At 59.7% G+C, this 26,710-nt stretch carries 22 protein-coding genes; 4 read left to right on the forward strand and 18 right to left on the reverse strand.

All coding sequences use genetic code 11. The annotated features are described in order from the left end of the window. Window positions 1-7: 7 nt before the first annotated feature. The 16 genes from dnaE to rpsB all read right to left on the reverse strand — a co-directional run bounded on the left by dnaE (window position 8) and on the right by rpsB (window position 18,229). The gene (gene dnaE / locus BN1127_RS11250; protein ID WP_005330830.1) at window positions 8-3,487 is read right to left on the reverse strand and encodes a DNA polymerase III subunit alpha; all 3,480 of its coding nucleotides are present in this window, start codon (window positions 3,485-3,487) and stop codon (window positions 8-10) included. 2 nt (window positions 3,488-3,489) lie between these two features. Next, window positions 3,490-4,080 (reverse strand): ribonuclease HII, encoded by a 591-nt coding sequence (gene rnhB / locus BN1127_RS11255; protein WP_042649522.1) that lies wholly within the window; start codon window positions 4,078-4,080, stop codon window positions 3,490-3,492. Window positions 4,081-4,160: 80 nt separating this feature from the next. Continuing rightward, window positions 4,161-5,300, reverse strand: a complete 1,140-nt coding sequence (gene lpxB / locus BN1127_RS11260) for a lipid-A-disaccharide synthase (protein ID WP_042649523.1) — start codon at window positions 5,298-5,300, stop codon at window positions 4,161-4,163. Then, window positions 5,293-6,084 carry an acyl-ACP--UDP-N-acetylglucosamine O-acyltransferase gene (gene lpxA / locus BN1127_RS11265; RefSeq protein ID WP_082030063.1) on the reverse strand — a complete coding sequence of 264 codons (792 nt, stop codon included), beginning with the start codon at window positions 6,082-6,084 and terminating at the stop codon, window positions 5,293-5,295. The genes lpxB and lpxA overlap by 8 nt, the downstream gene beginning before the upstream one ends. Window positions 6,085-6,086: 2 nt before the next feature. Continuing rightward, the gene (fabZ, locus tag BN1127_RS11270) at window positions 6,087-6,548 is read right to left on the reverse strand and encodes a 3-hydroxyacyl-ACP dehydratase FabZ (RefSeq protein ID WP_010673414.1); all 462 of its coding nucleotides are present in this window, start codon (window positions 6,546-6,548) and stop codon (window positions 6,087-6,089) included. 24 nt (window positions 6,549-6,572) lie between these two features. Then, window positions 6,573-7,592: a UDP-3-O-(3-hydroxymyristoyl)glucosamine N-acyltransferase gene (lpxD, locus tag BN1127_RS11275; protein WP_042649559.1), complete on the reverse strand. Its 1,020-nt coding sequence runs from the start codon at window positions 7,590-7,592 to the stop codon at window positions 6,573-6,575. Between the two features lie 3 nt (window positions 7,593-7,595). After that, complete coding sequence (locus BN1127_RS11280; RefSeq protein WP_042649524.1) at window positions 7,596-8,108, reverse strand: OmpH/Skp family outer membrane protein; 513 nt, start codon at window positions 8,106-8,108, stop codon at window positions 7,596-7,598. 142 nt (window positions 8,109-8,250) lie between these two features. Continuing rightward, entirely contained in the window at window positions 8,251-10,674 is a 2,424-nt protein-coding gene (bamA, locus tag BN1127_RS11285; protein ID WP_042649525.1) for an outer membrane protein assembly factor BamA, read from the reverse strand. A gap of 34 nt (window positions 10,675-10,708) precedes the next feature. Next, entirely contained in the window at window positions 10,709-12,061 is a 1,353-nt protein-coding gene (gene rseP, locus BN1127_RS11290) for a sigma E protease regulator RseP (RefSeq protein WP_042649526.1), read from the reverse strand. A gap of 64 nt (window positions 12,062-12,125) precedes the next feature. Then, a complete protein-coding gene (gene ispC, locus BN1127_RS11295; RefSeq protein ID WP_042649527.1) occupies window positions 12,126-13,322 on the reverse strand; it encodes a 1-deoxy-D-xylulose-5-phosphate reductoisomerase in 1,197 nt (398 codons plus the stop codon). Then, window positions 13,322-14,179 (reverse strand): phosphatidate cytidylyltransferase, encoded by an 858-nt coding sequence (locus tag BN1127_RS11300; protein WP_042649528.1) that lies wholly within the window; start codon window positions 14,177-14,179, stop codon window positions 13,322-13,324. Before BN1127_RS11300 ends, ispC begins: the two co-directional genes overlap by 1 nt. Window positions 14,180-14,206: 27 nt before the next feature. After that, window positions 14,207-14,983, reverse strand: a complete 777-nt coding sequence (uppS, locus tag BN1127_RS11305) for a polyprenyl diphosphate synthase (RefSeq protein WP_042649529.1) — start codon at window positions 14,981-14,983, stop codon at window positions 14,207-14,209. A gap of 72 nt (window positions 14,984-15,055) precedes the next feature. Continuing rightward, entirely contained in the window at window positions 15,056-15,613 is a 558-nt protein-coding gene (gene frr / locus BN1127_RS11310) for a ribosome recycling factor (protein WP_005330806.1), read from the reverse strand. Between the two features lie 95 nt (window positions 15,614-15,708). After that, window positions 15,709-16,443 (reverse strand): UMP kinase, encoded by a 735-nt coding sequence (gene pyrH / locus BN1127_RS11315; protein ID WP_025327915.1) that lies wholly within the window; start codon window positions 16,441-16,443, stop codon window positions 15,709-15,711. A gap of 71 nt (window positions 16,444-16,514) precedes the next feature. Further along, entirely contained in the window at window positions 16,515-17,396 is an 882-nt protein-coding gene (tsf, locus tag BN1127_RS11320) for a translation elongation factor Ts (protein WP_005330802.1), read from the reverse strand. A gap of 104 nt (window positions 17,397-17,500) precedes the next feature. Then, on the reverse strand, window positions 17,501-18,229 hold the full coding sequence (gene rpsB / locus BN1127_RS11325) for a 30S ribosomal protein S2 (protein ID WP_025327917.1): 729 nt from the start codon (window positions 18,227-18,229) through the stop codon (window positions 17,501-17,503). 358 nt (window positions 18,230-18,587) lie between these two features. On the opposite strand from rpsB, the gene map reads away from it, so the two are divergent. The 4 genes from map (at window position 18,588) to BN1127_RS11345 (ending at window position 23,623) form a co-directional block, all read left to right on the forward strand. Continuing rightward, entirely contained in the window at window positions 18,588-19,376 is a 789-nt protein-coding gene (gene map, locus BN1127_RS11330) for a type I methionyl aminopeptidase (protein ID WP_005330799.1), read from the forward strand. 86 nt (window positions 19,377-19,462) lie between these two features. Continuing rightward, complete coding sequence (glnD, locus tag BN1127_RS11335) at window positions 19,463-22,108, forward strand: bifunctional uridylyltransferase/uridylyl-removing protein GlnD (RefSeq protein ID WP_042649530.1); 2,646 nt, start codon at window positions 19,463-19,465, stop codon at window positions 22,106-22,108. A gap of 176 nt (window positions 22,109-22,284) precedes the next feature. Further along, complete coding sequence (dapD, locus tag BN1127_RS11340; protein ID WP_025327920.1) at window positions 22,285-23,112, forward strand: 2,3,4,5-tetrahydropyridine-2,6-dicarboxylate N-succinyltransferase; 828 nt, start codon at window positions 22,285-22,287, stop codon at window positions 23,110-23,112. A gap of 127 nt (window positions 23,113-23,239) precedes the next feature. Next, window positions 23,240-23,623, forward strand: coding sequence for a DUF3461 family protein (locus BN1127_RS11345; RefSeq protein WP_005330793.1), 384 nt, complete (start codon window positions 23,240-23,242; stop codon window positions 23,621-23,623). Window positions 23,624-23,801: 178 nt separating this feature from the next. Here the strand turns inward: BN1127_RS11345 and ptsG are convergent, their stop codons facing one another. Together ptsG and BN1127_RS11355 are read right to left on the reverse strand one after the other, a co-directional pair. Continuing rightward, complete coding sequence (gene ptsG, locus BN1127_RS11350) at window positions 23,802-25,232, reverse strand: PTS glucose transporter subunit IIBC (RefSeq protein ID WP_042649531.1); 1,431 nt, start codon at window positions 25,230-25,232, stop codon at window positions 23,802-23,804. A gap of 428 nt (window positions 25,233-25,660) precedes the next feature. Continuing rightward, on the reverse strand, window positions 25,661-26,626 hold the full coding sequence (locus BN1127_RS11355) for a MalM family protein (RefSeq protein WP_042649532.1): 966 nt from the start codon (window positions 26,624-26,626) through the stop codon (window positions 25,661-25,663). Window positions 26,627-26,710 lie beyond the last annotated feature (84 nt).

Here is a 26,710-nt window from a genome sequence, read left to right on the forward strand (position 1 = left end):
AGATCCTCTAATCAAAAACCAATTCAACCCGCTCTCGTCCAAGCAGGACTCGCAAGTCATCTATCAGTTGATCGGTGGGAGTCACCCGCCACTCGGTACCGAGCGTCAATCGCGCCCGGGAGCCGGGCCGACGATAGTTTACCTGAACCGGACAGACTCCGGCACGGGCGGGCTCCAAAATCTCGCACAAACGCGGGAAAAAGCGTTCGTCAATGCGTTGTTCATCGAGGGAAATGCGGATCGCCCTGGCGAAACGCTCCCTCGCATCGTTGATATCCAGCAATTCGCGGGCCGACATTTTAAGGCCACCGGAGAAGTCATCAAAGCTGACCTGTCCAGAAACCACTAAAATACGGTCTTTTTGCATCAATTCTTCGTATTTTTCCAGCGCTTCACTGAAGAGGGTCACATCCAGACGGCCGGATCTGTCGTCCAGGGTGAAGATCCCCATCTTGTTGCCGCGCTTGGTCACCATGCTGCGGGCCGCGATCACCAGCCCCGCCGCCGTGGTCACTGTGTCCCGGGAGGTGGGATGCAGATCGCACAGACGGCCCGAGGTATAGCGACGCAGCTCGCTGCTGTACTGGTTGATGGGGTGGCCGGTCAGGTAGAGCCCGAGGGTCTCGCGCTCCCCTTCCAGCCACACCTTGTCGGGCCAGTGCGGCACGTTGGCGAACGCCTTCTTGACGTCGTCTATCTCCTCGGTGAGCACCCCGAACATGTCGACCTGCCCCACCGCCTGGGCCTTGGCGTGCTGTTCGGCGGCGCGCATGGCCTCCTCCAGCGTCGCCATCAGGGCGGCGCGGTGCGGGCCGAGCCGGTCCATGGCGCCGGAGAGGATGAGTTTTTCCATCACCCGCTTGTTGAGCTTCTTGATGTCGACCCGGTTGCAGAAGTCGAACAGGTCGCGGAAGGGCCCGTCCTGATCCCGCGCGCTGAGAATCGCATCGATGGGGCCCTCGCCGACCCCCTTCACCGCGCCTATTCCGTAGACGATATGGCCATCTTCGTTGACCGAGAAGCGATAGCGGCCGGTATTCACGTCAGGGGGTATGACGGTGAGCCCCATGCGCTGACACTCGTCCACCAGGGTCACTATCTTGTCGGTGTTGTCCATGTCGGCGGTCATGACCGCCGCCATGAACTCGGCCGGGAAGTGGGTCTTGAGCCAGAGCGTCTGGTAGGAGACCAGCGCGTAGGCGGCGGAGTGCGACTTGTTGAAGCCGTAACCCGCAAACTTCTCCACCAGATCGAAGATCTTGATCGCCAGTTCGCCGTCGACGCCGTTCTTGACCGCCCCTTCCTCGAAGCCGGAACGCTGCTTGGCCATCTCGGCGGGGTTCTTCTTGCCCATGGCCCGGCGCAGCATGTCCGCACCGCCCAGGGTATAACCCGCCAGCACCTGGGCTATCTGCATCACCTGCTCCTGGTAGAGGATGATGCCGTAGGTGGGCTCCAGTATGGGTTTGAGGCTCTCGTGCTGCCACTTCTCGTCCGGGTAGGAGATAGCCTCCTTGCCGTGCTTGCGCTCGATGAAGTTGTCCACCATGCCGGATTGCAGCGGGCCGGGTCGGAACAGCGCCACCAGGGCGATCATGTCTTCGAAGCAGTCGGGCTGCAGCCGCTTGATCAGATCCTTCATGCCGCGAGATTCAAGCTGGAATACCGCCGTGGTCTCGAAGCGCTGCAAGAGGGCGAACGACTTCTTGTCATCGATGGGGATGGCGGCGATGTCGACCGGCGGCTTGCCCTCCTTGGCGAGGCGCGGGTTGATCATGCCGAGCGCCCAGTCGATGATGGTGAGGGTCCGCAGCCCCAGGAAGTCGAACTTCACCAGGCCGGCGTATTCCACGTCGTTCTTGTCGAACTGGGTCACCGGGTGGTGGCCGGAATCGTCGCAGTAGAGCGGCGCAAAGTCGGTGATCTTGGTGGGGGCTATCACCACGCCACCGGCGTGTTTGCCGGCATTGCGCACCACACCTTCCAGCCGGCGCGCCATGTCGATGAGGTCCTTGACCTCCTCGTCCTGCTCGTAGAGCTCCGGCAGCTTGGGCTCGGCCTCGAACGCCTTGGCCAGCGTCATGCCCGGATCCGGCGGGATCAGCTTGGAGATGCGATCCACGAACCCATAGGGGTGGCCCAGCACACGGCCCACATCCCGCACCACAGCCTTTGCCGCCATGCTGCCGAAGGTGATGATCTGGGACACCGCCTCCCGGCCATACATCTCGGAGACGTGCTCGATCACCTCGTCCCGTCTGTCCATGCAGAAGTCGACGTCGAAGTCGGGCATGGAAACCCGCTCGGGGTTCAAGAAACGTTCGAACAGCAGATCAAACTCGAGGGGATCCAGATCGGTGATCTTGAGGGCATAGGCCACGAGCGACCCCGCCCCCGATCCCCGACCCGGGCCAACGGGGATGCCGTTGTCCTTGGACCACTGGATAAACTCCATCACGATGAGGAAGTAACCCGGGAAGCCCATCTGGTTGATCACCTTGAGCTCGATGTCGAGGCGCTCGTCGTATTCGCCACGCTTGGCGGCGCGTACCTCGGGATCCGGGAACAGGAAGGCCAGGCGGTCTTCCAACCCTTCCTTGGACTTCATCACCAGGAAGTCTTCGGTGGTCATGTCGCCGGTCGGGAAGTTCGGCAGGAAATACTCCCCCAGACGCACCGTCACGTTGCAGCGCTTGGCGATCTCCACCGTGTTTTCCAGCGCCTCCGGGATGTCGGCAAACAACTCGCACATTTCTTCCTGACTGCGCAGGTACTGCTGCGGGCTGTAGCGGCGCGGACGGCGCTTGTCCATCAGGGTGTAGCCGTCGTGGATGGCGACCCGGATCTCGTGGGCATCGAAGTCGTCGGCCCCGAGGAATACCACCTCGTTGGTGGCCACCACGGGCAGATCGAACTCGGCGGCGATGGCCACCGCCATGTGCAGGTAGACCTCTTCGTCGGGTCGGCCGGTGCGCAGCAGCTCCAGGTAGTAGGCATCCGGGAAGTGGGTCTGGTAGAAGGCGAGACTCTGCTCCACCATCTGGCGGTTGCCCTTGAGCAGGAACTTGCCGAGATCCCCCTCGCGCCCGCCACAGAGTACGATCACCCCCTTGGCGTGTTCGACCAGCCAGCCCTTGTCGATGACGGGTCGCCCCTGCACGTGGCCGCGCTGGTAGCCGCGGGAGATGAGCAAGGTGATGTTCTGGTAGCCGTCGTTGTCCATGGCAAGCAGGGTGAGGCGGAACTGCTCGTCGCCGAGCTCATCGCTCTGCACCCAGAAATCCGCACCGACGATGGGCTTGATCCCCTTGCCATGGGCGGAGCCATAGAAGCGCACCAGACCGCACATGTTCATCTGATCGGTCAGGGCCAGCGCCGGCATGTTGTTGGCCGCGGCCGCCGAGACGATGGGGCCAATCTTTTGCAGGCCATCGACCATAGAGAAGTCGGAGTGGACCCGCAGGTGGACGAAGCGAGGATCGGCCATGGTTATTCGATCCCCAGCGCCCGGCGCACCGGTTTGAAGCTCTGCCGATATTCGGGCAGGGGGCCGCGCTCGGCCAATATGGCGAGGTGTTCGGCAGTGGGATAACCCTTGTGGCGGGCGAAGCCGTACTCGGGATGGCGGCTATCCAGCTCGGTCATCTCGGCATCCCGGGTCACCTTGGCAAGGATGGAGGCGGCGCTGATGGCGGCCACCAGGCTGTCGCCCTTGACCACGGCGCGCGCCTCCATCGGCAGAGCCGGGCAGCGGTTGCCGTCGATAAAGACCAGTTCAGGTGTCATAGAGAGGCCCGCCACGGCGCGCTGCATGGCCAGCATGGTAGCGTGCAGGATATTGAGCTCGTCGATCTCCTGCGGGGTGGCGCGGCCTATGGACCAGGCCAGGGCCTTTGCCTTGATCTCGCCGTACAGGGCGAGGCGCTTCTTCTCGGAGAGCTTCTTGGAATCGGCGAGGCCTTCAACGGGATTGGCGGGGTCCAGGATCACCGCGGCGGTGACCACGTCACCCACCAGAGGGCCGCGACCCACCTCGTCAACCCCGGCAACCAGCTTGTCTTGTGGAATATCGATCGTCATATCACAGGCCTTGAATCAAAACCGGCCCCGCAGGGCCAGTATCAGCACAACATAACGCCAAAAGCGCGCCGCCAGCCATCCTATCTGTCGAGTAGCTCGGCCACCGCCTCGGCGGCCTGCACATCGGCGTTGCAGCGGATCTTCTGGTGCAACTTGGTGAAGGTGGCGATGAGCTCGCTGTTGTCGTGCTCCAGCAACTTGCTGACCTCTTCCACCAGGTTGGCCGGGGTGCACTCATGCTGGATGAGCTCGGGCACCAGCATCCTGTCTGCCAGCAGATTCGGCAGGGAGACATACTCCGTCTTCACCAGCCACTGGGCCAGCCAGTAACTGAGCGGCTTGAGCTTGTAACCCACCACCATGGGCCGCTTCACCAGCATGGCTTCCAGCGCGGCGGTGCCGGACGCCAGCATCACCACGTCGGCGGCGATCATGGCCTCACGGCCCTGACCATCCAGCAGCACCATGTCGAGATCCGGCGCCACCTCGGCCTTGATGGCGAGGAACTGCTCGCGCCGCGTTTCGTTCACCAGCGGCACGATGAAGCCGAGATCCGGGCAGTGCACCGTCAGATGCTTGCACGCCTCGAGGAAGACCGGCGCCATGAAGGCTACCTCCGCATGCCGGCTGCCCGGCAACACCGCCAGCCAGCGACGGGCGGGATCGATGCCGAGCTCCTTGCGCACGGCGGCCTGATCCGGTACCAGGGGGATGTCGTCCGCCATGGTGTGCCCCACGAAGCGGCAGGGAGCATCGAAACGGTCGTAGAAGGCTTTCTCGAACGGCAGGAAGGCGAGCACCATGTCGGTGGCGGCCTTGATCTTGTGAATGCGGCCCTGACGCCAGGCCCAGACAGAGGGGCTGACATAGTGGACCGTCTTGATACCGGCGCGGCGCAGTTTCAGCTCCACCCCGATATTGAAATCCGGTGCATCCACCCCGACGAAGATGTCAGGAGGATTGGCAATAAAGTGGCGCAGCAGCTCGCGGCGCACCTGGAGGATCCGGGGCAGACGTCCCAGCACCTCGCTGATGCCCATGACGGAAAGCTCTTCCATCTCGAACAGGGCCTTGACGCCCAGGGCCTGCATCCGCGGCCCGGCGATCCCTTCGAACTGGGCATCGGGATAGCGAGCCAGCAGCTCGCGCACCAGACCGGCAGCCAGGATGTCGCCGGAGGTCTCTCCGGCGACTATGCCGATGCTGATAGGCTTAGGCACGGATGATCCCGCGCTCGTTGTCCTTGAGGAAATCCACATAGAGCTGGACGGCCGGTTCGGTGGCCGCCATCTCGCTCAGTACCGGCAACACCTCTTCGATGGTCTTGCCGGAGCGGAAGATCTCCTTGTAGGCACGCTTGACGGCCGAGATGGCTTCGGGCGTGAAGCCACGACGACGCAGCCCTTCGGAGTTGACCCCGAACGGCTTGGCGTAGTTGCCGGCGGCCATCACGTAGGGCGGCACGTCCTTGTTCAGGGCGGCGCAGCCACCGACGAAGGCGTGGGAGCCGACGCGGCCGAACTGATGGATGGCAGACAGACCGCCGAAGATCACGAAGTCGCCGATGTGAACATGGCCCGCCAGGGTCGCGTTGTTGGCGAAGATGCAGTTGTCACCGATCATGCAGTCGTGGGCCACGTGGACGTTGACCATGAAGAGGTTGCCGCTGCCCACCTTGGTCAGGCTCTGATCCTGGGTGGTGCCGCGGTGCACTGTGCAGTTCTCGCGAAACACGTTGTTGTCGCCGATCTCGAGGAAGGTACGCTCACCGGCGTACTTCTTGTCCTGGCAATCTTCACCTATGGAGGTGTGCTGGAAGATCTTGTTGCCACGGCCTATCTTGGTCGGGCCCTTGATCACCACGTGGGAACCCACCCAGGTGTCGTCACCTATCTCCACCTCGGCACCTATGACGGTAAAGGGGCCGATTTCAACCCCTTTGCCGATCACGGCAGACTCATGGACGATGGCGGTATCGTGGATGATGGCAGTCTGGTCAATCACGGTTACACCTCGCGTTTGGCGCACATCAGTTCGGCGGTACAGACTACTTCACCGTCGACAGTGGCAACGCCGGTGAACTTGGCGATGCCGCGACGCTCCTTCAGGAACTCTACGTCGAGCACCAGCTGATCGCCAGGGCCGACCGGACGCTTGAAGCGGGCGTTGTCGATGGAGGCGAAGTAATAGAGCTCATTGGGGGACGGCTTGCCCACCATGGTAAAGGCCAGGATACCGGTCGCCTGGGCCATGGCCTCCAGGATCAGCACGCCGGGGAACACCGGCTTGGCCGGGAAGTGCCCCTGGAAGATCGGCTCGTTGAACGAGACGTTCTTGATGGCGCGCAGGGTCTTGCGCTCATCGCTGATCTCGTAATTTTCCACCTTGTCCACCATCAGGAACGGATAACGGTGGGGCAGCAGATCCATGATTTCCTGGATCCCCAGGCTTTTCTTTTCAGTAGTCAAAACAGTACCCTATACCAATCGTGATTATTCTTGATCCAGCTTTTTCTCAAGTCGGCTCAACCGCTTGTGCATCTCTTCGATACGCATCACCCGGGCGGCGGTCTTACGCCACTCTTTATTGGTTTGCAGGGGGATGCCGGAAGAGTAGATGCCGGGCTCGGTAATGGGTCGCATCACCATGGCCATACCTGTGACGGTGGCCTGGTCGCAGATCTCCATGTGCCCGTTAAAGACGGAAGCGCCGCCAATGATACAGTATTTGCCGACCTTGAGACTACCGGCCATAGTGGTCGCACCCGCGATGGCTGTGCCATAACCGATCTCGACGTTGTGGGCGATCTGGCACTGGTTGTCGATGATGACGTTGTCCGCGATGCGGGTGTCTTCCAGGGCACCGCGGTCTATGGTGGTGCAGGCACCGATTTCCACCCGGTTGCCTATGGTCACGCCGCCGAGCTGGGGGATCTTGATCCACTCGCCACGCTCGTTGGCATAACCGAAACCGTCGGCCCCGATCACGGTGCCGGCTTGCACCAGACAGTCCGTGCCCAGGGTCACGTTATGATACAGGGTGACGTTGGCCCACAACCGGGAGCGTGCTCCCAGTCGGGTATTCTTGCCAACGAAACAGCCCGGACCTATGCGGACATCATCCCCCAGCACGACGCCGGATTCGATGACCGCATTGGCGCCGATGGCCACTCTCTCGCCCAGTTGCACATCCGCCGCGATGACGGCACTCGGATGTATATCCGTGGCTGGCTGCGGTGTGGTGTCCAGCAGTTGGGCTACCCGGGCAAACCCCACATAGGGGTCTTTGAGCACCAGGGCATTGGTGGGGCAAAACGGCAGGTCCGCCTCAGTGATGAGCACGGCAGTCGCCTTGCTCTGCTCCAGGAAATGCCGGTACTTCTTGTTGGACAGGAAGGCAATCTCCCCCTCCCCGGCTTTTTCCAGTGTCGCTACCTTGCGGATTTCCCGGGTCCCATCCCCATGGACCTCGGCCCCCAGTTGCTGGGCCAGCTGTGCGAGAGTGAATGCCATCAATTAGTTGCTCTTGCTTACCTGAGAGATAACCTGGCTGGAGATGTCCAGCTTGCTGGCGGCATAGGGAGCAGCATTGCGCTCCAGCACCAGATCATAACCATTGCTCTTGGCGATGGAATCGATGGCAGCTTGCACCTTGGTCAGGATCTTGTTGCGCTCTTCGGACTGACGACGGCCGTTGTCCTGCTCGAACGCCTGACGCTTCTGGTTGAACTCCATCTGCAGTTTGGCCAGTTTTTCCTGATTCTGCTTCTTCTGTTCGTTGCTCATGAAGGCTTCATCCTTCTTGAACTTCTCGACCAGAGCCTGACCGTCGGATTCCAGTTTCTGCAGCTCGCGCATGCGCGGCTCGAACTCGCCCTTCAGTTTCTTGGCCACGGCTTCACGCTGGGGCAGCTTTTGGAAGACTTCGCCCATGTCGACCACGGCGATCTTGGTCTCAGCCCAGGCGGAGCCCATACCGGCAGCCATCAGTGCAAAACTCAAACCAGCTACTTTCAACGCTTTATTCACACTTACTCCTTGGTCCCTCGGTCGAGGGCTACCTGATTTACCTGATTGTGCAAGCGATCTCTGGGACCGGCTTGTTACCTGGTGAGGCACGCAAGCTGCGCGTCCCATCATTGAATACCCCCTGGTGGGGGCGGGCCCGCCTTTAGAAGGTACGGCCGATGTTGAAGGAGAAGACTTCGGTATCGTCCCCTTCGTATTTCTTGAGCGGCTGCGCCAACACGAACACCAGGGGCCCCATGGGAGAGAGCCACTGCAGTGACAGACCGGCCGACATCCGGATATTGCTGGGGTCGGAGTAGTCCATCAGATAGTTGCAACCACTGAAGCAACGGTTCTGGTACTGGCCATATTCGAAGGTGGTGTCCCACACGGTACCGGCATCGATGAAGAAGCTGGTTCGCAGCTGGGGCTGGTAGCTTTCAGACGCGAACGGCGTCGGCACTATCATCTCGAGGGAGGCCACCGCCAGGGCATTGCCCCCCACAGAGCTGTCGGTACCCTGGATCACGTCGTTACCACCCAGGTTGTAGTAGTAGAGCGCCTTCGGGCCGACAGTGTTGCTCTTGAAGCCACGCAGGGTATCGAAGCCACCGGCGTAGTAGTTCTCGAAGAAGGGCAGCACGTGGTCGTAGTCACCGTTGCTGCCGTAGCCATTGCCGTAAGAGGCGCGGGCCTTGGCCAGCATGACCCACTGGTGGTCGGCATCGAACGGGAAGTAATGAGAGTCTTCGGCGTTGAGCTTGAAGTACTGCAGATCCATGCCTGGCACAGTCACCTTGGCGTTCACCCGCTGACGGTCACCGGCGGTCGGGAACTGACCCTTGTTGAGGGTGGAGCGGGTCCAGCCTGCGGTGACGTCCACTGTGTTGAACACCATGCGGTTGTCGCCGTCCAGGTTGGCCTGGTAGACCTTCCAGAACTCATCCACCTGCACATAGGGGTTGGGTTGGGACAGCTTGTTGTTCTCGTAGCCGAGGCTGAAGTCGAGACGGTTGTTCTCGTTGACCGGGAAACCGCTGGAGAGGCGGAAACCTATGGTGGTGTTTTCGTAGTCAACGATGTTGGCATCGGCCGCACTGAACTTGTTGTAGTAGAGGCGGCCACCCAGGCTGACGCCATCGACGGTGAAGTAGGGATCGTTGTAGCTGAGATCGATGTTCTTCGAGTAGTCGTTGGTGCTGGCGTTGATGCCGATCTTCTTGCCGGTCCCCATGAAGTTGTCTTGCTGCAGGCCCGCCTGCAGGCTCAGACCAGACTCGGTACCGTAGCCGATGCCGGCGTTGATGGAACCTGCCGGTTGCTCCTTGACCTTGAAGTCCAGATCGACCTGGTCGTCGCTGCCCGCCACCCGTTTGGTGTCCACTTCCGCGGTCTCGAAGAAGCCGAGGCGGTTGAGACGGGTCTTGGACTGCTCGACGTTGTCGGAGGAGAGCCAGGTGCCTTCCATCTGACGCATCTCGCGACGCAGCACTTCGTCCTTGGTGGTGACGTTGCCGCTGAAGTTGATGTTGCGCACATAGACCCGGGGACCCGGCTCTATGTTGACGATCAGCTCCACTTCCTTGGTCTTGTCATTGACCTGGGGGAAGGTGACCACTTTGGGGTAGGCGTAGCCATAACGGCCGAGGAACTTGGAGAGCACCTCTTCGGTGTGGGTCACCTGGCTGGCGGAGTAGACGCTGCCTGCCTCTATGGGGATGAGCCCCTTCATATCGCCGCCACGGTCGATGAGATCGCCCTTGAGCTGCACGCCGGAGACCTTGTACTGATCCCCTTCCTTGATGTTCAGGGTGACGTAGACGCCCTTCTTGTCCGGGGTCATGGAGACCTGAGTGGACTCCTGAGCGAAACGTATGTAGCCGCGGTCCATGTAGTAGGAGCGCAGCACTTCGATGTCACCGGCCAGCTTCTGCTTCTGATAGCGCTGATCACCGGTGAAGTTCCACCAGGGCACATCGTCCTTCAAGGAGAGCTGGGCCAGCAGTTTCTCTTCCGGGAATACCTGGTTGCCGACTATGTTGATCTGCTGGATCTTGGCCGCTTCCCCTTCCACGAAGGTGAACTTGAGGTCGACCCGGTTGCGGGGCAGCGGGGTGACGATGGCCTTGACCTTGGCGGAGTACTTGCCCACGCCGTAGTAGAAATCTTCCAGTCCCTTCTCGAGGGAGCTCAGCACGGTGCGATCCAGGGGATCACCGACACGGATGCCGGAGGACTCCAGGCTCTGGGTCAGCTGCTCCTCTTTGATATCTTTGTTGCCGGAAAACTCGATGCTGGAGATGGTCGGGCGTTCCTTCACCACGACTTGCAGCACCTGGCCGTCACGATAGACCTTGACGTCCTCGAAGTTGCCGGAGGCATAGAGCTTCTTGATGGCGTTGGCCAGGGCCACCGAGTCCACGGAGTCACCGACCCGGACCGGCAGATTCAACAGGGCGGCGCCCAGGGTCACCCGCTGCAGACCCTCGACCTGTATGTCTTGCACCACAAAAGAGGCAGGGGCCGCCTGAGCCAGGAAGCTGGCTCCCAGCAGGCAACTCAACACCAATGCTTTTTTAACAGCCATTTTGTTCTTATGTGTCCTTGTTGATGCTCTAGCCTCAGAGGCGAGCGAAATCATTAAACAGCGCAATGCCCATCAGTAACATCAGAATGGCGGCGCCTATCCTGAACCCAATTTCCTGAATTTTTTCTGGTACCGGCTTGCCGGTGACTGCCTCGATGAGGAAGTAGACCAGATGGCCCCCATCCAGCACCGGCAGGGGGAACAGATTGATGATCCCCAGGTTGACACTGATGAGCGCCAGAAAACCGAGGAAATAGACCAACCCGTAATCTGCGCTGCTGCCGGCACCCTTGGCGATGGAGATGGGGCCGCTCAGGTTGTCCAGGGAGACGATGCCACCGATCAGCTTGCCGATCATGTCAAAGGTCAGCGTGATCAGGCTCCAGGTCTTCTGGACCCCATGCCACAAGGCTTGCAAAGGCCCATACTGTAACAGAACTCGATACTCATCCGGTAATGGAACCAGTTGCGGCGACAAGCCGACGAAACCGACCAGCTGGCCCCGTACTTTTTTCACATCCGGGGTCAGAGTCAGGGTCAGATCGCTGCCCTCGCGCTCCACCGTCACCTGCAGTGGCTGCTCCGGTGATTGCTGCACCCGCAGGACAAACTCAGCCCATTCGGTGATCGCCTGCTCCCCCACGCCCTTGATGCGATCGCCCACCTGCAAGCCCGCCTTCTCGCTGGCGCTCGAGGGCACTATGGCCTGCACCACCGGCAGCACCTTGCCGCCGAGGGGTACTATCCCCAGGCTGCCGATGGGAGATTCCTTGTCCGGATCGAAGGTCCAATCCCCCAGCATGAGCGTCTTGTCCACCGCGTAGCTGGCGCCTTGCGCCTTCAGCCTGAGCTGGACCGAATCATCACCCAGATGGCTGATGAGGGCATAGGTCACACTCTCCCAGTCCCCGGTCTGCTCGTCGCCGACGCCGACGATCTCCATGCCGGGCTCGATGCCGGCCTGGGCCACGATGGAGGCCGGGCGCACCTCGCCGACCACCGGCTTGACGCTGGGCACGCCTATCATGAACATCAGCCAGAAGGCGAACAGGGCGAACACGAAGTTCGCCATGGGGCCGGCCGCGACGATGGCCATTCGCGCCCAGACGCTCTTGTGGTTGAAGGCCTGTGCCTCCTCCCCCGGCTTGAGCTCGTCGACCCGGCCGTCCAGCATCTTGACGTAACCACCCAGCGGGATCAGGGCCAGCACATACTCGGTGCCGTCCTTGCCGACGCGGCGCCAGATAGCCTTGCCAAAGCCGATGGAGAAACGCTCGACCTTGACACCACAGCGGCGGGCTACCCAGAAGTGACCAAATTCATGTACCGCCACCAGCAGCCCGAGGGCAACGATGAAGGCGCCTATGTTCCACAACACACCGCCCATCAGAGCTTCACCTCGACATCATTCCCGAAGGCGTAGAGAGAGGCCGCTGGCCACCACAGTCCGTTCATCGAGCAAGTTCCTCTATCAGTTGCTGGGCATGGGCACGGGCCCTGCCATCCAGCGCAATCAGATCCTCCAGCGAACCTGCGGCACTGGTGCCCAGTGTCGTCATGATGGATTCGTTGACTCTGGCAATATCCATAAATCCAATGCGCTCTGCAAGAAAAGCCGCGACGGCCTCCTCGTTGGCGGCATTGAGAGAGGTGGTCGCCGCCTGCCCTTGCTGGCAGGCCGCCATGGCAAGTGCCAGGTTGGGATAACGGGCGTAGTCGGGACGGATAAAGCTGAACTCTCCGACACTGAAGAAATCCAAAGGTTCCACACCAGACTCAATCCTGGCCGGGTAGGCCAGGGCGTGGGCGATGGGGGTACACATGTCCGGGTTGCCGAGCTGGGCCAGCACTGAGCCGTCCTTGTACTGCACCATGGAATGGATCACCGACTGGGGGTGGATCACCACCTGGATCTGCTCCGGGAGGGCGTTGAACAGCCAGCGCGCCTCTATGTATTCCAGCCCCTTGTTGATCATGGTGGCAGAGTCCACCGATATCTTGGCCCCCATGGACCAGTTGGGGTGCGCCACCGCCTGAGCTGGTGTAACCCTGGCCAGCTCGTCGATGTCGGTATAGCGGAAGGGGCCGCCTGAGCCGGTCAGCAGTATCTTGCTGATGCCCGCCCCTGCCAGATCGCAGAAACCAGGCTCGCGCTGAATAGCCTCGGGCAGGCACTGGAAGATCGCATTGTGTTCGCTGTCGATGGGCAGCAGCTCGGCGCCATGGTGGCGCACCGCCTCCATGAAGAAGGCGCCGGACATCACCAGGGCCTCCTTGTTGGCCAGCAGGATCCGCTTGCCTGCACGCACGGCAGCCATGGTGGGTGCCAGACCCGCCGCACCGACGATAGACGCCATCACGCTGTGGGCGTCAGGGTGAGCGGCCACTTCGCACAGGGCAGCCTGACCACAGAGCACCTGAGTGGCACAGCCGTGGGTCTTGAGTCGACCGGCCAGATCGCTGGCGGCCTTCTCATCCACCATGACGGCGAAACGGGGGGAGAATTCGAGACAATCCCGCACCATGGCGTCCACGCTGCGAGCCGCGGTCAGCGCCAGCACCTGCCAGCGTCCCGGATTCTGCCGCAGCACCTTGAGGGTGCTCTGACCGATGGAGCCTGAGGCCCCCAGAATGACCAGATTGCGCATCAGAACTCCTGACCGAGTAGCAGATAGCTGAGCAGGAAGACGGGCAGGGCCGCCGTCAGGCTGTCGATGCGATCGAGGATGCCGCCGTGGCCCGGCAGTAGGGTACCGGAATCCTTGATGCCGGCCTCCCGCTTGAACATGCTTTCGGCCAAATCACCGAGTACGGACGCCAGCACCGCCAGCAGGGAGCAGAGCAGCACGACCCCCATCTTGGCCGGCACGAAGCCCATGAACCAAGTCACGCCTATGGCCAGCACGCTGGCGGTAAAGAGGCCGCCCAGCATGCCCTCTATGGTTTTACCCGGGCTGACGGCCGGGGCCAGCTTGTGCTTGCCGAACGCCTTGCCGAAAAAATACGCGCCAGAATCTGCCGCCCAGACCAGGCCCATCACGAACAGCAGGATCCAGGCCCCCATCATGGGGTCGTGATAGAAGTTGTACCCACGGATGGCCACCAGTGACCAGAAGAAGGGCACCAGGGTCACCAGACCGAACAGGGACTTGAGCCAGACGGACTCTTTCCACAACCTGGCGCTTCTGGGGTAACGCAGCACCAGCAGCAGTCCGAGTAGCCACCAGCTGATGGCGGTCCAGAGCACGCCCATCACCAGCGGATGCAGCTGAGGGATCCAGAGTTGCTCTACCGGCACCCAGAACAGGCTGGCACCGAGCAACAGGCAAAACACCAGCGGCAACCATTGTTGCGGCTGGGCAGAGACGAAGGCGCTCCACTCACGGCTGGCCAGCAGAAAGACCAGGGCAGCGAGCAGGGCAAAGAATTTCAATGGCAGGAAAAACAGTGCCCCCAACACCAGGGGTACTAACAGTAATGCGGTAATAATTCGTTGTTTTAGCAAAAGAAACCTCTCTCTTGGGAGCGGGGTTTAGCCGGTCTGTTGCGCGGCGATCAATTCCCGTATCTGTTCACCCGTACACCCGAAGCGACGCTCGCGAGAAACGAAGGAGGCAACTGCCCCGCTGAACTCGGCCTCGTCAAAGTCGGGCCACAAGACCGGGGTAAAATAGAGCTCGGCATAAGCAAGCTGCCATAACACAAAATTGCTGATGCGATGATCGCCACCGGTGCGGATCAGCAGATCCACCGGAGGCAGGTCGGCCATACAGACCTGACGTGCCAGTGCCTCCTCATCGACCGCCTCTGCATCCAGCTCGCCCGCGGCCACGGCGCGAGCCAGCTTGCGGGCAGCCTGGGCTATGTCCCACTGACCGCCATAGTTGGCGGCAATATTGAGGGTCAATCCCTGGTTGCCAGCGGTCAGTGCCTCGGCCTTGGCGATCTTGGCCTGAAGCCGTTCACTGAAACGGGCGGTATCGCCTATCACCTTGAGCCGGATGCCATTGCTGTGCAACTTGTTCACCTCGCGGCCAAGCACCGTCATGAACAGCTCCATCAGGGCATTGACCTCCCCTTCCGGGCGGCGCCAGTTCTCACTGGAGAACGCGAACAGGGTCAGCGCCTCCATCTTGGCACGGGCGGCAAAGGCCACGGCCTCACGCACGGATTTCACGCCCGCCTTGTGGCCAGAGACCCGCATCTTGCCACGGTTCTGAGCCCAGCGACCATTGCCATCCATGATGATGGCGACGTGACGAGGTAAGGACGAGCTGGCGCTATCGCCTAGCGCTGCCAAAAGCGACATTCATTTCTCCCACAAAGACAAAAGCGCCGTGCAGGGGCACTACACGGCGCTCGTAATATACCTGTCAGAGGCTTAGATTTCCATTAGCTCCTTTTCCTTCGCGGCCAGGGCTTCATCCACCAGCTTGACGAAGGCGTCGGTCAGTTTCTGGATCTCTTCCTGGGCACGACGATCGTCGTCCTCGGAGATCTCCTTGTCCTTCAGCAGTGCCTTCAGGTCGGCGTTGGCATCGCGACGGATGTTGCGCACGGCAACCCGGGCACCTTCGGCCTCGGCACGGACGATCTTGGTCAGATCACGGCGACGCTCTTCGGTCAGCGGGGGCAGCGGCACACGCAGGGTCTGGCCATTGCTGGACGGGTTCAGGCCCAGATCGGAGGTCAGGATGGCTTTTTCCACCGCCTGGATCATGGAGCGATCGAAGATGGAGATGGACAGGGTGCGGGCATCTTCTGCCACTACGTTAGCCAACTGTTTCAGAGGAGTGGCGGCACCGTAATACTCCACCTGGATACCGTCGAGCAGGCTCGGGTGAGCACGGCCGGTACGGATCTTGGACATCTGGGTCTTGAGCGAGTCTACGCTCTTGGCCATGCGGTCCTTGGCGTCGTTTTTAATCTCGTTGATCACAGTGTTTTCCTTTTGGCGAACGAGCCGACATGCGGCCCGTATCTATCTTGTTTACTGGCGTAATGGACAAGCGCGCCAGGCGGCTCAGGCTTGTCTCACTTGCTGACGTGGTGGATCAGGGTACCTTCCGGCTCACCCATGATGACCCGACGCAAGGCGCCTGGTTTGTTCATGTTGAACACCCGGATCGGCAGATCGTGGTCGCGGGCCAGGGTAAAAGCAGCAAGATCCATCACTTTGAGTTCTTTTTCAAGGACTTCATCATAACTCAGTTCTTGATAGAGCACTGCATCCGGGTTCTTGACAGGATCATCGGTGAACACACCATCGACCTTGGTCGCCTTGAGCACCACGTCGGCTTCGATCTCGATGCCGCGCAGGCAGGCTGCGGAGTCGGTGGTGAAGAAGGGGTTGCCGGTACCGGCGGAGAAGATCACCACCTTGCCGGCACGCAGCTGGCTGATGGCCTCGGCCCAGCTGTAAGAATCGCAGACACCCTGCAGAGAGATGGCAGACATCAGACGGGCATTCACATAAGCACGATGCAGGGCATCACGCATGGCCAAGCCGTTCATGACGGTCGCCAGCATGCCCATGTGGTCACCCACCACGCGGTTCATGCCCGCCTTGGCAAGACCGGCGCCACGGAACAGGTTGCCGCCGCCGATGACCAGACCGACCTGAACACCCAGCTCAACCAGCTCTTTGATCTCTTGGGCCATCCGCTCCAGCACCGCCGGATCAATGCCAAAACCCTCGGATCCTTGCAGGGCTTCACCACTCAACTTCAGAAGAACACGTCTGTATGCAGGCTTGGGATTGGTACTCATGTCACTGATTCCTGGTCATATAAAGACCGCGACATAAGTCGCGGTCTGGGGAAACGGAAAAACCGGTTCGATTAGGCCTTCTGAGCGGCCGCGATCTGGGCTGCAACTTCAGCCGCGAAATCGGTCTCTTGCTTCTCGATGCCTTCGCCCACTTCGAAACGGGTGAAGGAGACAACGTCAGCGCCTTCTTTCTTCAGCAGCTCGGCAACGGTCATGGAAGGATCTTTCACGAAGGGTTGACCAGTCAGGGAAACCTCACCGGTGAACTTCTTCATGCGGCCTTCAACCATCTTCTCGGCGATGTCTTTCGGCTTGCCGGAGTTGATGGCGATGTCGATCTGGATTTCGCGCTCTTTGGCAACGACTTCGGCAGACACGTCTTCAGGCTTGACGAACTGCGGGCTGTTGGCAGCAACGTGCATGGCCAGATCTTTGGCCAAGTCGGCAGTACCGCCGGTCAGCTTGGTGATAACACCGATACGGGAACCGTGTACGTAGGTACCCAGGTTGTCACCTTCAACCAGCATCACGCGACGCAGGTTCATGTTCTCACCGATCTTGGCGATCAGGTTGGTGATGGTCAGCTCAACGGACTCACCGTTACCGAAATCGGCGGCCTTCAGGGCGTCGATGTCAGCAATTTTCTGGGTCGCGGCGATGTCGGCAATCTTCTGGCCCATGGCCATGAAGCTGGCATCTTTGGCAACGAAGTCGGTTTCGCTGTTCAGCTCGATCATGGCGGCAATGTTGCCTTCGGTACGGGCGAAGATCACGCCTTCAGCGGCGATACGGCCCGCTTTCTTGGCGGCCTTGGCCTGACCGGATTTGCGCATGTTCTCGATTGCCAGCTCGATGTCACCAGCGGCTTCTTCCAGTGCTTTTTTGCAATCCATCATGCCAGCGGCGGTGCGCTCGCGCAGTTCTTTTACCAGGGCGGCAGTAACGTTAGCCATGTCCAGTATCCTCGGTCTTGAATTGACAAGAAACAGGGGCCACAAGGGCCCCTGCTAACCAATTACATCAGCTTGGTTAATAAGGGCTTTACAGTCCTTATCAATTACTCAGCTTCAACGAAGCCATCTTGTTCGGCTTGAACAACGATGTCCTGAGCGCGAGCTTCCAGTACGGTGTCAGCAGCAGCATTCAGGTACAGCTGTACGGCACGGATAGCATCGTCGTTACCCGGGATGACATAGTCAACGCCGTCCGGGTTGGAGTTGGTATCAACGATGGAAACTACCGGGATACCCAGGTTATTGGCTTCTTTGATAGCGATGTGCTCGTGGTCGGCATCGACAACGAACAGAACGTCAGGCAGGCCGCCCATGTTCTTGATACCACCCAGGCTCTTCTCCAGCTTGTCCATTTCACGAGTACGCATCAGCGCCTCTTTCTTGGTCAGCTTGTCGAAGGTACCGTCTTGGCTCTGGGTTTCCAGATCTTTCAGGCGCTTGATGGACTGACGAACGGTTTTCCAGTTGGTCAGCATGCCGCCCAGCCAGCGGTGGTTAACATAGAACTGGTCGCAACGCTCAGCGGCTTCTTTTACGGCTTCAGACGCGGCACGCTTGGTACCAACAAACAGGACCTTGCCCTTCTTGGCAGCTACGGAGCTGATGAAGTTCATGGCATCGTCAAACATCGGAACGGTTTTTTCCAAGTTGATGATGTGAACCTTGCTGCGGGCGCCGAAGATGTAGGACTTCATTTTCGGGTTCCAGTAACGAGTCTGGTGACCGAAGTGAACGCCGGCTTGCAGCATGTCGCGCATAGAAACTTTAGCCATTTTATACCTCTGTATTGGGGTTAGGCCTCCACACATCCCATGTAACCGACCCCAAAGGGGCACCCCGGTACAGGTGTCGATGTGTGTGTGTTATTGAGTAAGGGTGATGGAAAGGGACACAAGTTCCCCATTCCGGCGCGCTTTATACCATAACTTTGGTCAGGACACCACCGGATGGACCGCTAAAAATGGATCCCGGTAGGTGCTGCGACCGCTGGATGACGTTGCGATGACGATCACACTGGAAGTAAACGGGGGTTGGGGATAAAATTTTGCCCTGATTGCAAACGCATCTATTTTTCATTACCTGATTGTTGGGCATCGGCAGGATGCGCAGTCGGGCCCCAAGAGAGATCCCATGTCCATTAAAATCAAGACACCGGAAGAGATTGAAAAGATGCGCATCGCCGGCCAGCTGGCCGCCGATGTGCTGGTCATGATCGCCCCGCACGTCAAGGCTGGCGTCACCACAGACGAGCTGAACACCCTGTGCCACAACCATATCGTCGAGGTGCAGCAAGCCATTCCCGCCCCGCTCAACTATCACGGCTTCCCCAAGTCCATCTGCACCTCGGTCAATGATGTGATCTGCCACGGTATCCCCAATCACAAGAAGCTGCGGGAAGGGGACATCATCAACCTGGACATCACCGTCATCAAGGATGGCTACCACGGCGACACCTCCGCCATGTTCATCGTGGGCCAGACCACACCCCTGCGTCGCCAGCTGTGCAAGGTGGCCCAGGAGAGCCTGTACGCCGCCATCCAGCGCGTGCGTCCCGGCATGTGCATCACCGAAATTGGTGCCGTGATCCAGCCCATCGTCGAGCAGGCCGGTTTCTCCGTGGTACGTGACTACTGCGGACACGGCATCGGGGCCGAGTTCCACGAAGAGCCGCAGATCCTGCACTACCGCAACGGCGGCAAGCTGGAGCTGAAACCGGGCATGTGCTTCACCATCGAGCCCATGGTCAACAGCAAAAAGTATCACTGCAAGGTCAATCCCAAGGATGGCTGGACTGTTACCACCAAGGACGGCGGCGACTCCGCCCAGTGGGAACACACCCTGCTGGTCACCGAGGATGGCTGCGAGGTACTCACCCTGCGCCCCGATGACACTATCGACCGCGTCATCAAACACAGCTAACATCGAACCCCGGCCCTGACCTCAACAGCGCCGGGGTTTTTACTGCCCGTTCCAGCCGTTTGCCTGCTACTTGTGTGTGAGATGCCATGGATGCCAGTCTGCTTTCCCCCCACCTGTTACCCGATGACCAGCTCACCCGTGACAACTGCAAGGAGTATCTGAGCCGATTCCTTGTCTGGCTGCACGAGCGCTTCGATGCCGGTGACAACATCATCGAACTGGTGGCCACCCGCTCAGAGTACATGGACGCGCTGCTGACGAGGCTCTGGCACAAGTTCGGCTTCGACAAGACCAGCCTGACCCTGATCGCGGTGGGCGGCTATGGCCGCGGCGAACTGCACCCCCACTCCGACATCGACCTGCTGATCCTCTACGAAGGGGACGAGCTGGACGAGGTGCTGGGGCTGCGCATCGGCGAGTTCATCGCCTTGCTGTGGGATCTCAAGCTGGAGGTCGGGCAATCGGTGCGCAACGTGAGCGAGTGCATCGAGCAAGGGCGCGGCGATATCACGGTGGCCACCAACCTTATCGAGGCGCGCTACATCACCGGGCGCATGGCGGGGTTCGAGCAGTTGCAGGCCGCCACCCAGCCCCAGCACTTCTGGCCGAGCGAGGCCTTCTTTCGCGCCAAGCGCGAGGAGCAGAGCTTGCGCCACCAGCAGTTTCTCGGCACCGCCTACAAGTTGGAGCCGGATCTCAAGAACAATCCCGGCGGACTTCGCGACATCCAGACCCTGGCCTGGGTCGCCCGCCGTCACTTCGGGGCCACCACCCTGTTCGAGATGACCAGCCACGGTTTTCTCAACCGGGCCGAGTATCGCGAACTGCTCGACTGCCAGAACTTCCTGTGGAAGGTGCGCTTCGCCCTGCACATGGCCATCAACAAGGGGGACAACCGCCTCTTGTTCGATCGCCAGCGCACCGTGGCCCAGATGCTGGGCTTTGAGGGGGAAGGCAACGGCCCGGTCGAGCAGATGATGAAACGCTTCTATCAGACGGTACGGCGGGTGGCCGAGCTCAACGAGATGCTGCTGCAGTTGTTTGACGAGGCGATCCTTGGCAACACCGCCATGGATGTGCGCCGCATCAGCGACGAGTTCCAGCTCCGTGGTCGCCTCATCGATGCGGTGGACTCCGAGCTGTTTGGCCGCGACCCCGCCGCCATACTGCGGCTCTTCTACCAGATAGCCCAGCACCCGGACATCGCCGGCATCCACTCCGCCACCCTGCGCCAGCTGCGGGAGGCCAGACGCACCCTGAGTTGCTGGCTACAGGACCTGCCGGAGTGCCGTCGCCTGTTCATGGCGCTGCTGCGCCACCCCAACGGCATCGGCCAGCCCCTCACCCTGATGCACAAGTACGGGATCCTCGCGGCCTATCTGCCCCAGTGGAACCTCATCGTCGGCCAGATGCAGTTCGACATGTTTCACGCCTACACGGTGGACGAGCACACCCATCGCCTGCTCCAGAACATCCATCGTTTCCCCAATACAGCCAGCCGCCAGACCCACCCGCTCTGCCACGAGGTGTTCACCCAGTTGCGCAAGCCCGAGCTGCTCAGCATCGCCGCCCTGTTCCACGACATCGCCAAGGGACGGCGGGGGGATCACTCGGAGCTCGGCGCCGTCGATGCGCTGGAGTTCTGCCAGTTGCACGGGCTGGATCGCTACGAGAGCCGCCTGGTGGCATGGCTGGTGCGCCACCATCTGCTGATGTCGGTCACCGCCCAGCGCCGCGACATCTACGATCCCGAAGTGGTCACCGACTTTGCTCACAAGGTGCGCGACGAACTGCACCTGGATCTGCTCTATTGCCTGACCGTGGCCGATATCTGCGCCACCAACGACACCCTGTGGAACGACTGGAAGGGCACCCTGCTGCGGGAGCTCTACTTCGCCACCCAGAAGGCGCTGCGCCAGGGGTTGGAAAACCCGCCGGATATGCGCCTCAAGATCCGCGAGAACCAGCGTCAGGCCAGACAGATTCTGGCCCAGCGAGAGGTGCCAGAGGAGGCCGTCAACGCCCTCTGGAACGACTTCAAGGCCGACTATTTCCTGCGCCACAGCCCGGAGCAGATCGCCTGGCATTGCCGCAAGATCATCGCGCACGGCGACAATCCGGCCCCCCTGGTGCTGATCGGCAAGCACCCCATCCGGGGTGGCAGCGAGGTGTTCATCTATTGCCGCGACACCCCGAATCTGTTCGCCACCGTGGCCTCGGCGCTGGATCAAAAGAACCTCAATATCCACGACGCCCAGATCATGAATTCGCGCAGCGACTATGTGCTGGATACCTTCATCGTGCTCGAACCCAATGGCGAACCCATCAGCCCCAACCGCACCGCCACCATCAAGAAAGCGCTGGAGAAGGCGCTGCAGGAGCCGGGCAAGCTGGTGCTGCGCAACAAGCCCCTGTCACGGCGCCACCGCCAGTTCAGCGTGCCAACCCGAGTGGTCTTCTTGCCCCACAAGGGGGAGGGTCGCCACACACTGCTGGAGCTGACCGCCCTGGATACCCCGGGTCTGCTGGCCCGCATTGGTGCCGTCTTCCAGCAGTGCGGCATCGAATTGCATGCCGCCAAGATCACCACCATAGGCGAGCGGGTGGAAGACTTCTTCAGCCTCACCACCCTGGCGGGCGAGCCGCTGAATCAGGCCGAGCAGCAGGCGCTGGAGGAGCGGCTGGTCAATCAGCTCAACCCGCAGGAGCAGGGGGACGAGGAGGGGCGATAATACTCTGGAAAGGCTTCACAAGACGCCGTTTATCGTTCTGATTTATCAATCAGAACAAGTGGTTGGGCCACTTAAGTATAATAAATCGCCTTTCTTTTGAAGAAATCGGCCAGAGCCCTTAAAAACGATTGGAAAAGTGTGATACAACAAACAGAATTTTTTAAAGGAAACCTGTCATGACCCAGTTGCAACAGACCATCGAAGCGGCCTTCGAGCGCCGTGATTCCATCACCCCCGGCTCCGTCGATGCCGCCACCAAGGCCGCCATCCTGGAGGCCATCGACTTGCTGGACTCCGGCAAGGCGCGGGTTGCCGAGAAGATTGCCGGTGAGTGGGTCGTCCACCAGTGGCTGAAGAAGGCCGTGCTGCTCTACTTCCGCATCAATGACAACGGCATCATCAAGGGCGACGACGCCCAGTACTACGACAAGGTTCCCCTCAAGTTCTCCGACTACAGCGCCGAGCAGTTCAAGGCGGCGGGCGTGCGTGTGGTGCCGCCGGCTACCGCTCGCAAGGGCTCCTTCATCGCCCCCAATACCGTGCTGATGCCCTCCTATGTCAACATCGGTGCCTTCGTCGATGAAGGCACCATGGTCGATACCTGGGCCACCGTGGGCTCCTGCGCCCAGATCGGCAAGAACGTGCACCTCTCCGGCGGCGTCGGCATAGGTGGCGTACTGGAGCCGCTGCAGGCCAACCCGACCATCATCGAGGACAACTGCTTTATCGGTGCCCGTTCAGAAGTGGTTGAAGGGGTGATCGTCGAGGAAGGTTCCGTCATCTCCATGGGCGTCTTCATCGGCCAGTCCACTCGCATCTATGACCGCGAAACCGGCGAAATCCACTATGGTCGCGTGCCAGCCGGTTCAGTGGTGGTCTCCGGCTCCCTGCCCTCCAAGTGCGGCAAGTACAGTCTGTATGCCGCCGTCATTGTCAAAAAGGTGGATGCCAAGACCCGTGCCAAGGTCGGCATCAACGCCCTGCTGCGTTCCATCGACGAGTGATCGACCAGCCATCATGGTAAAAGGGGCCTTTTGGGCCCCTTTTGATTTTGGCGCACCTGTCACAGGCAAGCCATGGTGACTCGGTTAAGATAGATGGGTCAGGATCGTTTCAAACCGAGGAAGCCCGATGTACGAGAATCTGAAGAGCCTGGGGATCCAGGAACCCACCTCAGTGGACAGCTATACCCTGCGCCAGGAAGCCAACCACGACATCCTCAAGATCTATTTCAAGAAGCAGAAGGGGGAGTTCTTCGCCAAGAGCGTCAAATTCAAGTATCCCCGTCAGCGCAAGACCATGCTGATAGACTCGGGCACCCATGAGTACAAGGATGTCACCGAGATCAACGCCAACCTCAAGTACGTGGTGGATGAGCTGGATAACCTGACCCAGGGCGTACACGTCGAGATCGATCAGGACATCAAGCAGAAAATCCTGCGTGACCTGCGCCATCTGGAAAAAGTGGTGCAGAACAAGATAAGCGAGATAGAGCGGGACCTGGAAAAACTCTAGGCAGTTTCCCCCCCAGCACAAGGCGCCATCAGGCGCCTTTTTTAATGCCGGTCCACAGGGAGATACCAACGCACTCCCCCCGGATCTGCTCGGCCCCGCCCAGCGGGCTGACACGCGCCCAGCAAAAAGGGAGGCTTGCGCCTCCCTTTTCAAGAACTCTGATATTCAGGCAACAGGATTAGTTGCTCTTCATCCAGATGTCCATGTCGGTTTTCAGGTTGTCGGACTTGGTACCGAAGATGGCCTGTACACCGGAGCCAGCAACCACCACACCGGCGGCGCCCAGCTTCTTCAGACCAGCCTGGTCAACCTTGGCCACGTCCTTCACGCCGACACGCAGACGGGTGATGCAGGCATCCAGGGAGGCGATGTTCTCTTTACCACCGAAGGCAGACACCAGGGCAGCAGACATCTCGTCTTTGCTTTGACCAACGGTCTCTTCGGCAGCTTCGTCTTCGCGACCCGGGGTTTTCAGGTTCATGGCACGGATCACCACGGTAAAGACCACGTAGTAGATGACGGCGTAGACCAGACCCAGACCGACCAGCAGCAGCATGTTGTCGGCACGGGGTGATTGCACCACGAAGTCGATGAAGCCGTTGGAGAAGGTGTGACCGTGCACGACACCCAGCATGTTGGTCAGGACGTAAGCCAGACCGGCCAGCAGCGCGTGAATCGCATACAGCACAGGCGCCACGAACAGGAAGGAGAATTCGATAGGTTCGGTGATACCGGTCAGGAAGGAGGTCAGGGCAGCGGAGGCCATGATACCAACAATCTTGGCGCGGTTTTCCGGCTTGGCAGCGTGAGCGATGGCAAACGCAGCAGCAGGCAGACCGAACATCTTGAACAGGTAACCACCGGCCAGTTGACCGAAGCCGTTACCGGCAGCACGGGAAGCGTCATCAGCAGTCAGGAAGCAGGTCATGATACCGTGTACGGTTTCGCCAGCGGCGTTGACACAGGTACCCGCCTGATAGAAGAAGGGGACGTTCCAGATGTGGTGCAGACCGAACGGGATCAGGGAGCGCTCAACCACGCCGTAGATACCGAAGGCCAGTACCGGGTTCTGGTTGGCAGCCCAGTCGGAGAAGGCACCGATGGCACCACCGATCGGCGGCCAGATGAAGGAGAGCACAACACCCAGGCCGATGGAGACGAAGCCGGTGATGATGGGCACGGCACGCTTACCGGCGAAGAAGCCAAGGTACTCGGGCAGCTGGATCTTGTAGAAGCGGTTGAACGCCCAGGCAGCGACACCACCGGCGAGGATACCCCCCAGCACACCGGTATCGATGCTCTCGACCCCCATCACAGGTGCCATGACCTTCAGGGTCGCGACCATGATACCGTAGCCGACGATGGCAGACAGACCGGATACGCCGTCGTTATTGGTAAAGCCGAGTGCCACGCCGACGGCGAACAGCAGCGCCATCTGGCCAAACACTGAACCACCGGCCTGCTCCATCAGCTGGGAGACAATTTCCGGCAACCAGCTGAAGTGAGCGGCGCCCACCCCCAGCAGAATACCTGCAACGGGCAAGACCGATACGGGCAGCATCAGCGCCTTACCGACCTTTTGCAGATTAGAGAAAGCATTTTTTAACATGTGTGCGCTCCTGAATGGATTTTTTCCGACAACGACTCAGTGCAGTTTATTGATGACGGTGTACTTCATCCATGGCTGCATCGAATGCGTTTTCCGGGGTGTTTATTTTGACCTACAGAATATAACCCAGCAGGGTCTGAAATACCTCCATCGAGGCCAAGGGAATAATAAATTTGGAGGAGAGATCACAAGATAATAAATAAGCAGGAAGGGGGCTATCTTGAATATTATTTCGTATTGTTATAGATTTTCCGCAAAAAGAAAAAAAACACTTCACAATAATTCAAAAGAAAACCAATAAATACCCAAGGAAACTAATTGTAACAATGTGTAACTCATTGCAGCTTTATATTATCCAGTCTACCGATTAAAAAGGCCTCCAACAAGGGAGGCCTGCAATAAATATTACGTTGAATAAATCCGCTTATTCAGTTCTTTTGTGAACGTTTAATCGCATCAATAAAGACGGATTTCGCCTTGGTTGAACCTGCACGCTCGGCTTCATTCACCAGCTGCATCGCCTTGTCGATATCCCCGGCCTTGACCGCCTTCTCGATCTGGCTGCTGTAGAAGGTCTCTGTTTCGCTCAACATCGCGGGGGCAGGTGTACTGGGGGTTGCTGCCACCGCAGCAGTGGTCGCCGCCACGGCCGTCGTAGCCGGTTTGGCCTGACTCATCGCCACCTTGTCCGAATATTCGGGCTTGAACACGGCTTCCAGGCCTTGCCCCTTGGCCATGTCAACGACCTTTATTTGTAGCAGACCCCAAGGAGAATGGGGGATCACGGGATCCTTGATATCCGGCTCAACTGTTCCATTGGCACGGGCGAAGGCCTTGGCAGGATGCAGTATGGTGGTGCTGCCGGACAGCTCGTCGGCCGGGGCGTAGACCACCATGTAGGTTTCGGTCGCCGGGTTGCCCGGCATGCTGCGATCCACGAACACCTTGCCTTCAATCCTGTCATTGTCGAGCAGGTGGGCGGGTTGATACGTGAAGACAGATTCACCCAGCACACGGGTTACCTTGAACTGGGCATCCAGCATGACTACCTTGGGTACGAGCACCGTCTTGCTCACCTGAGAGGCCAGGGTGATGGCCAGGTTGCCGGTATTGACCGGAAGGCGATAGGCCGCGAGATAGCTCATCCCCTCGTCAAATTGATAACTGGGCTGCTTGCCATCGATGGTCAGCAGCGTCTCACCTTCCGGCAAGGAAACATAATTGAATTCGTTGAACCCTGCGCAGCAACTGGTGGCCTGGGAGAGCGCCTGCTTGGCCTGGTCGGCATTACTCAGGATGGAGGCGTGTTCCTGTACGGGCACCACCATGCTACCGGAACAACCGGCCAACAGCGCGGTAACCACGGCCGCGATAGACATCTTTACCAGTTTCATTCTTCTTATCTCCATAACCCGGTTGCCAAATCCTGCTAAACAAAACTGCCCCCATAAGGGGGCAGTGACTAACTTAACTGAAGA

Source organism: Aeromonas media, from assembly GCF_000819985.1.
Taxonomy (GTDB): domain Bacteria; phylum Pseudomonadota; class Gammaproteobacteria; order Enterobacterales; family Aeromonadaceae; genus Aeromonas; species Aeromonas media.

What these genes read in the sequence shown, in the direction of transcription:
- tsf (WP_005330802.1), bottom strand. Translation starts at nt 17,396, where the DNA reads ATGGCTAACGTTACTGCCGCCCTGGTAAAAGAACTGCGCGAGCGCACC.
- BN1127_RS11355 (WP_042649532.1), bottom strand. Translation starts at nt 26,626, where the DNA reads ATGAAACTGGTAAAGATGTCTATCGCGGCCGTGGTTACCGCGCTGTTG.
- rseP (WP_042649526.1), bottom strand. Translation starts at nt 12,061, where the DNA reads ATGGGCGGTGTGTTGTGGAACATAGGCGCCTTCATCGTTGCCCTCGGG.
- rpsB (WP_025327917.1), bottom strand. Translation starts at nt 18,229, where the DNA reads ATGGCTAAAGTTTCTATGCGCGACATGCTGCAAGCCGGCGTTCACTTC.
- ispC (WP_042649527.1), bottom strand. Translation starts at nt 13,322, where the DNA reads ATGCGCAATCTGGTCATTCTGGGGGCCTCAGGCTCCATCGGTCAGAGC.
- ptsG (WP_042649531.1), bottom strand. Translation starts at nt 25,232, where the DNA reads ATGTTAAAAAATGCTTTCTCTAATCTGCAAAAGGTCGGTAAGGCGCTG.
- dapD (WP_025327920.1), top strand. Translation starts at nt 22,285, where the DNA reads ATGACCCAGTTGCAACAGACCATCGAAGCGGCCTTCGAGCGCCGTGAT.
- BN1127_RS11345 (WP_005330793.1), top strand. Translation starts at nt 23,240, where the DNA reads ATGTACGAGAATCTGAAGAGCCTGGGGATCCAGGAACCCACCTCAGTG.
- uppS (WP_042649529.1), bottom strand. Translation starts at nt 14,983, where the DNA reads ATGTCGCTTTTGGCAGCGCTAGGCGATAGCGCCAGCTCGTCCTTACCT.
- lpxD (WP_042649559.1), bottom strand. Translation starts at nt 7,592, where the DNA reads ATGGCATTCACTCTCGCACAGCTGGCCCAGCAACTGGGGGCCGAGGTC.
- glnD (WP_042649530.1), top strand. Translation starts at nt 19,463, where the DNA reads ATGGATGCCAGTCTGCTTTCCCCCCACCTGTTACCCGATGACCAGCTC.
- pyrH (WP_025327915.1), bottom strand. Translation starts at nt 16,443, where the DNA reads ATGAGTACCAATCCCAAGCCTGCATACAGACGTGTTCTTCTGAAGTTG.
- map (WP_005330799.1), top strand. Translation starts at nt 18,588, where the DNA reads ATGTCCATTAAAATCAAGACACCGGAAGAGATTGAAAAGATGCGCATC.
- dnaE (WP_005330830.1), bottom strand. Translation starts at nt 3,487, where the DNA reads ATGGCCGATCCTCGCTTCGTCCACCTGCGGGTCCACTCCGACTTCTCT.
- rnhB (WP_042649522.1), bottom strand. Translation starts at nt 4,080, where the DNA reads ATGACGATCGATATTCCACAAGACAAGCTGGTTGCCGGGGTTGACGAG.
- bamA (WP_042649525.1), bottom strand. Translation starts at nt 10,674, where the DNA reads ATGGCTGTTAAAAAAGCATTGGTGTTGAGTTGCCTGCTGGGAGCCAGC.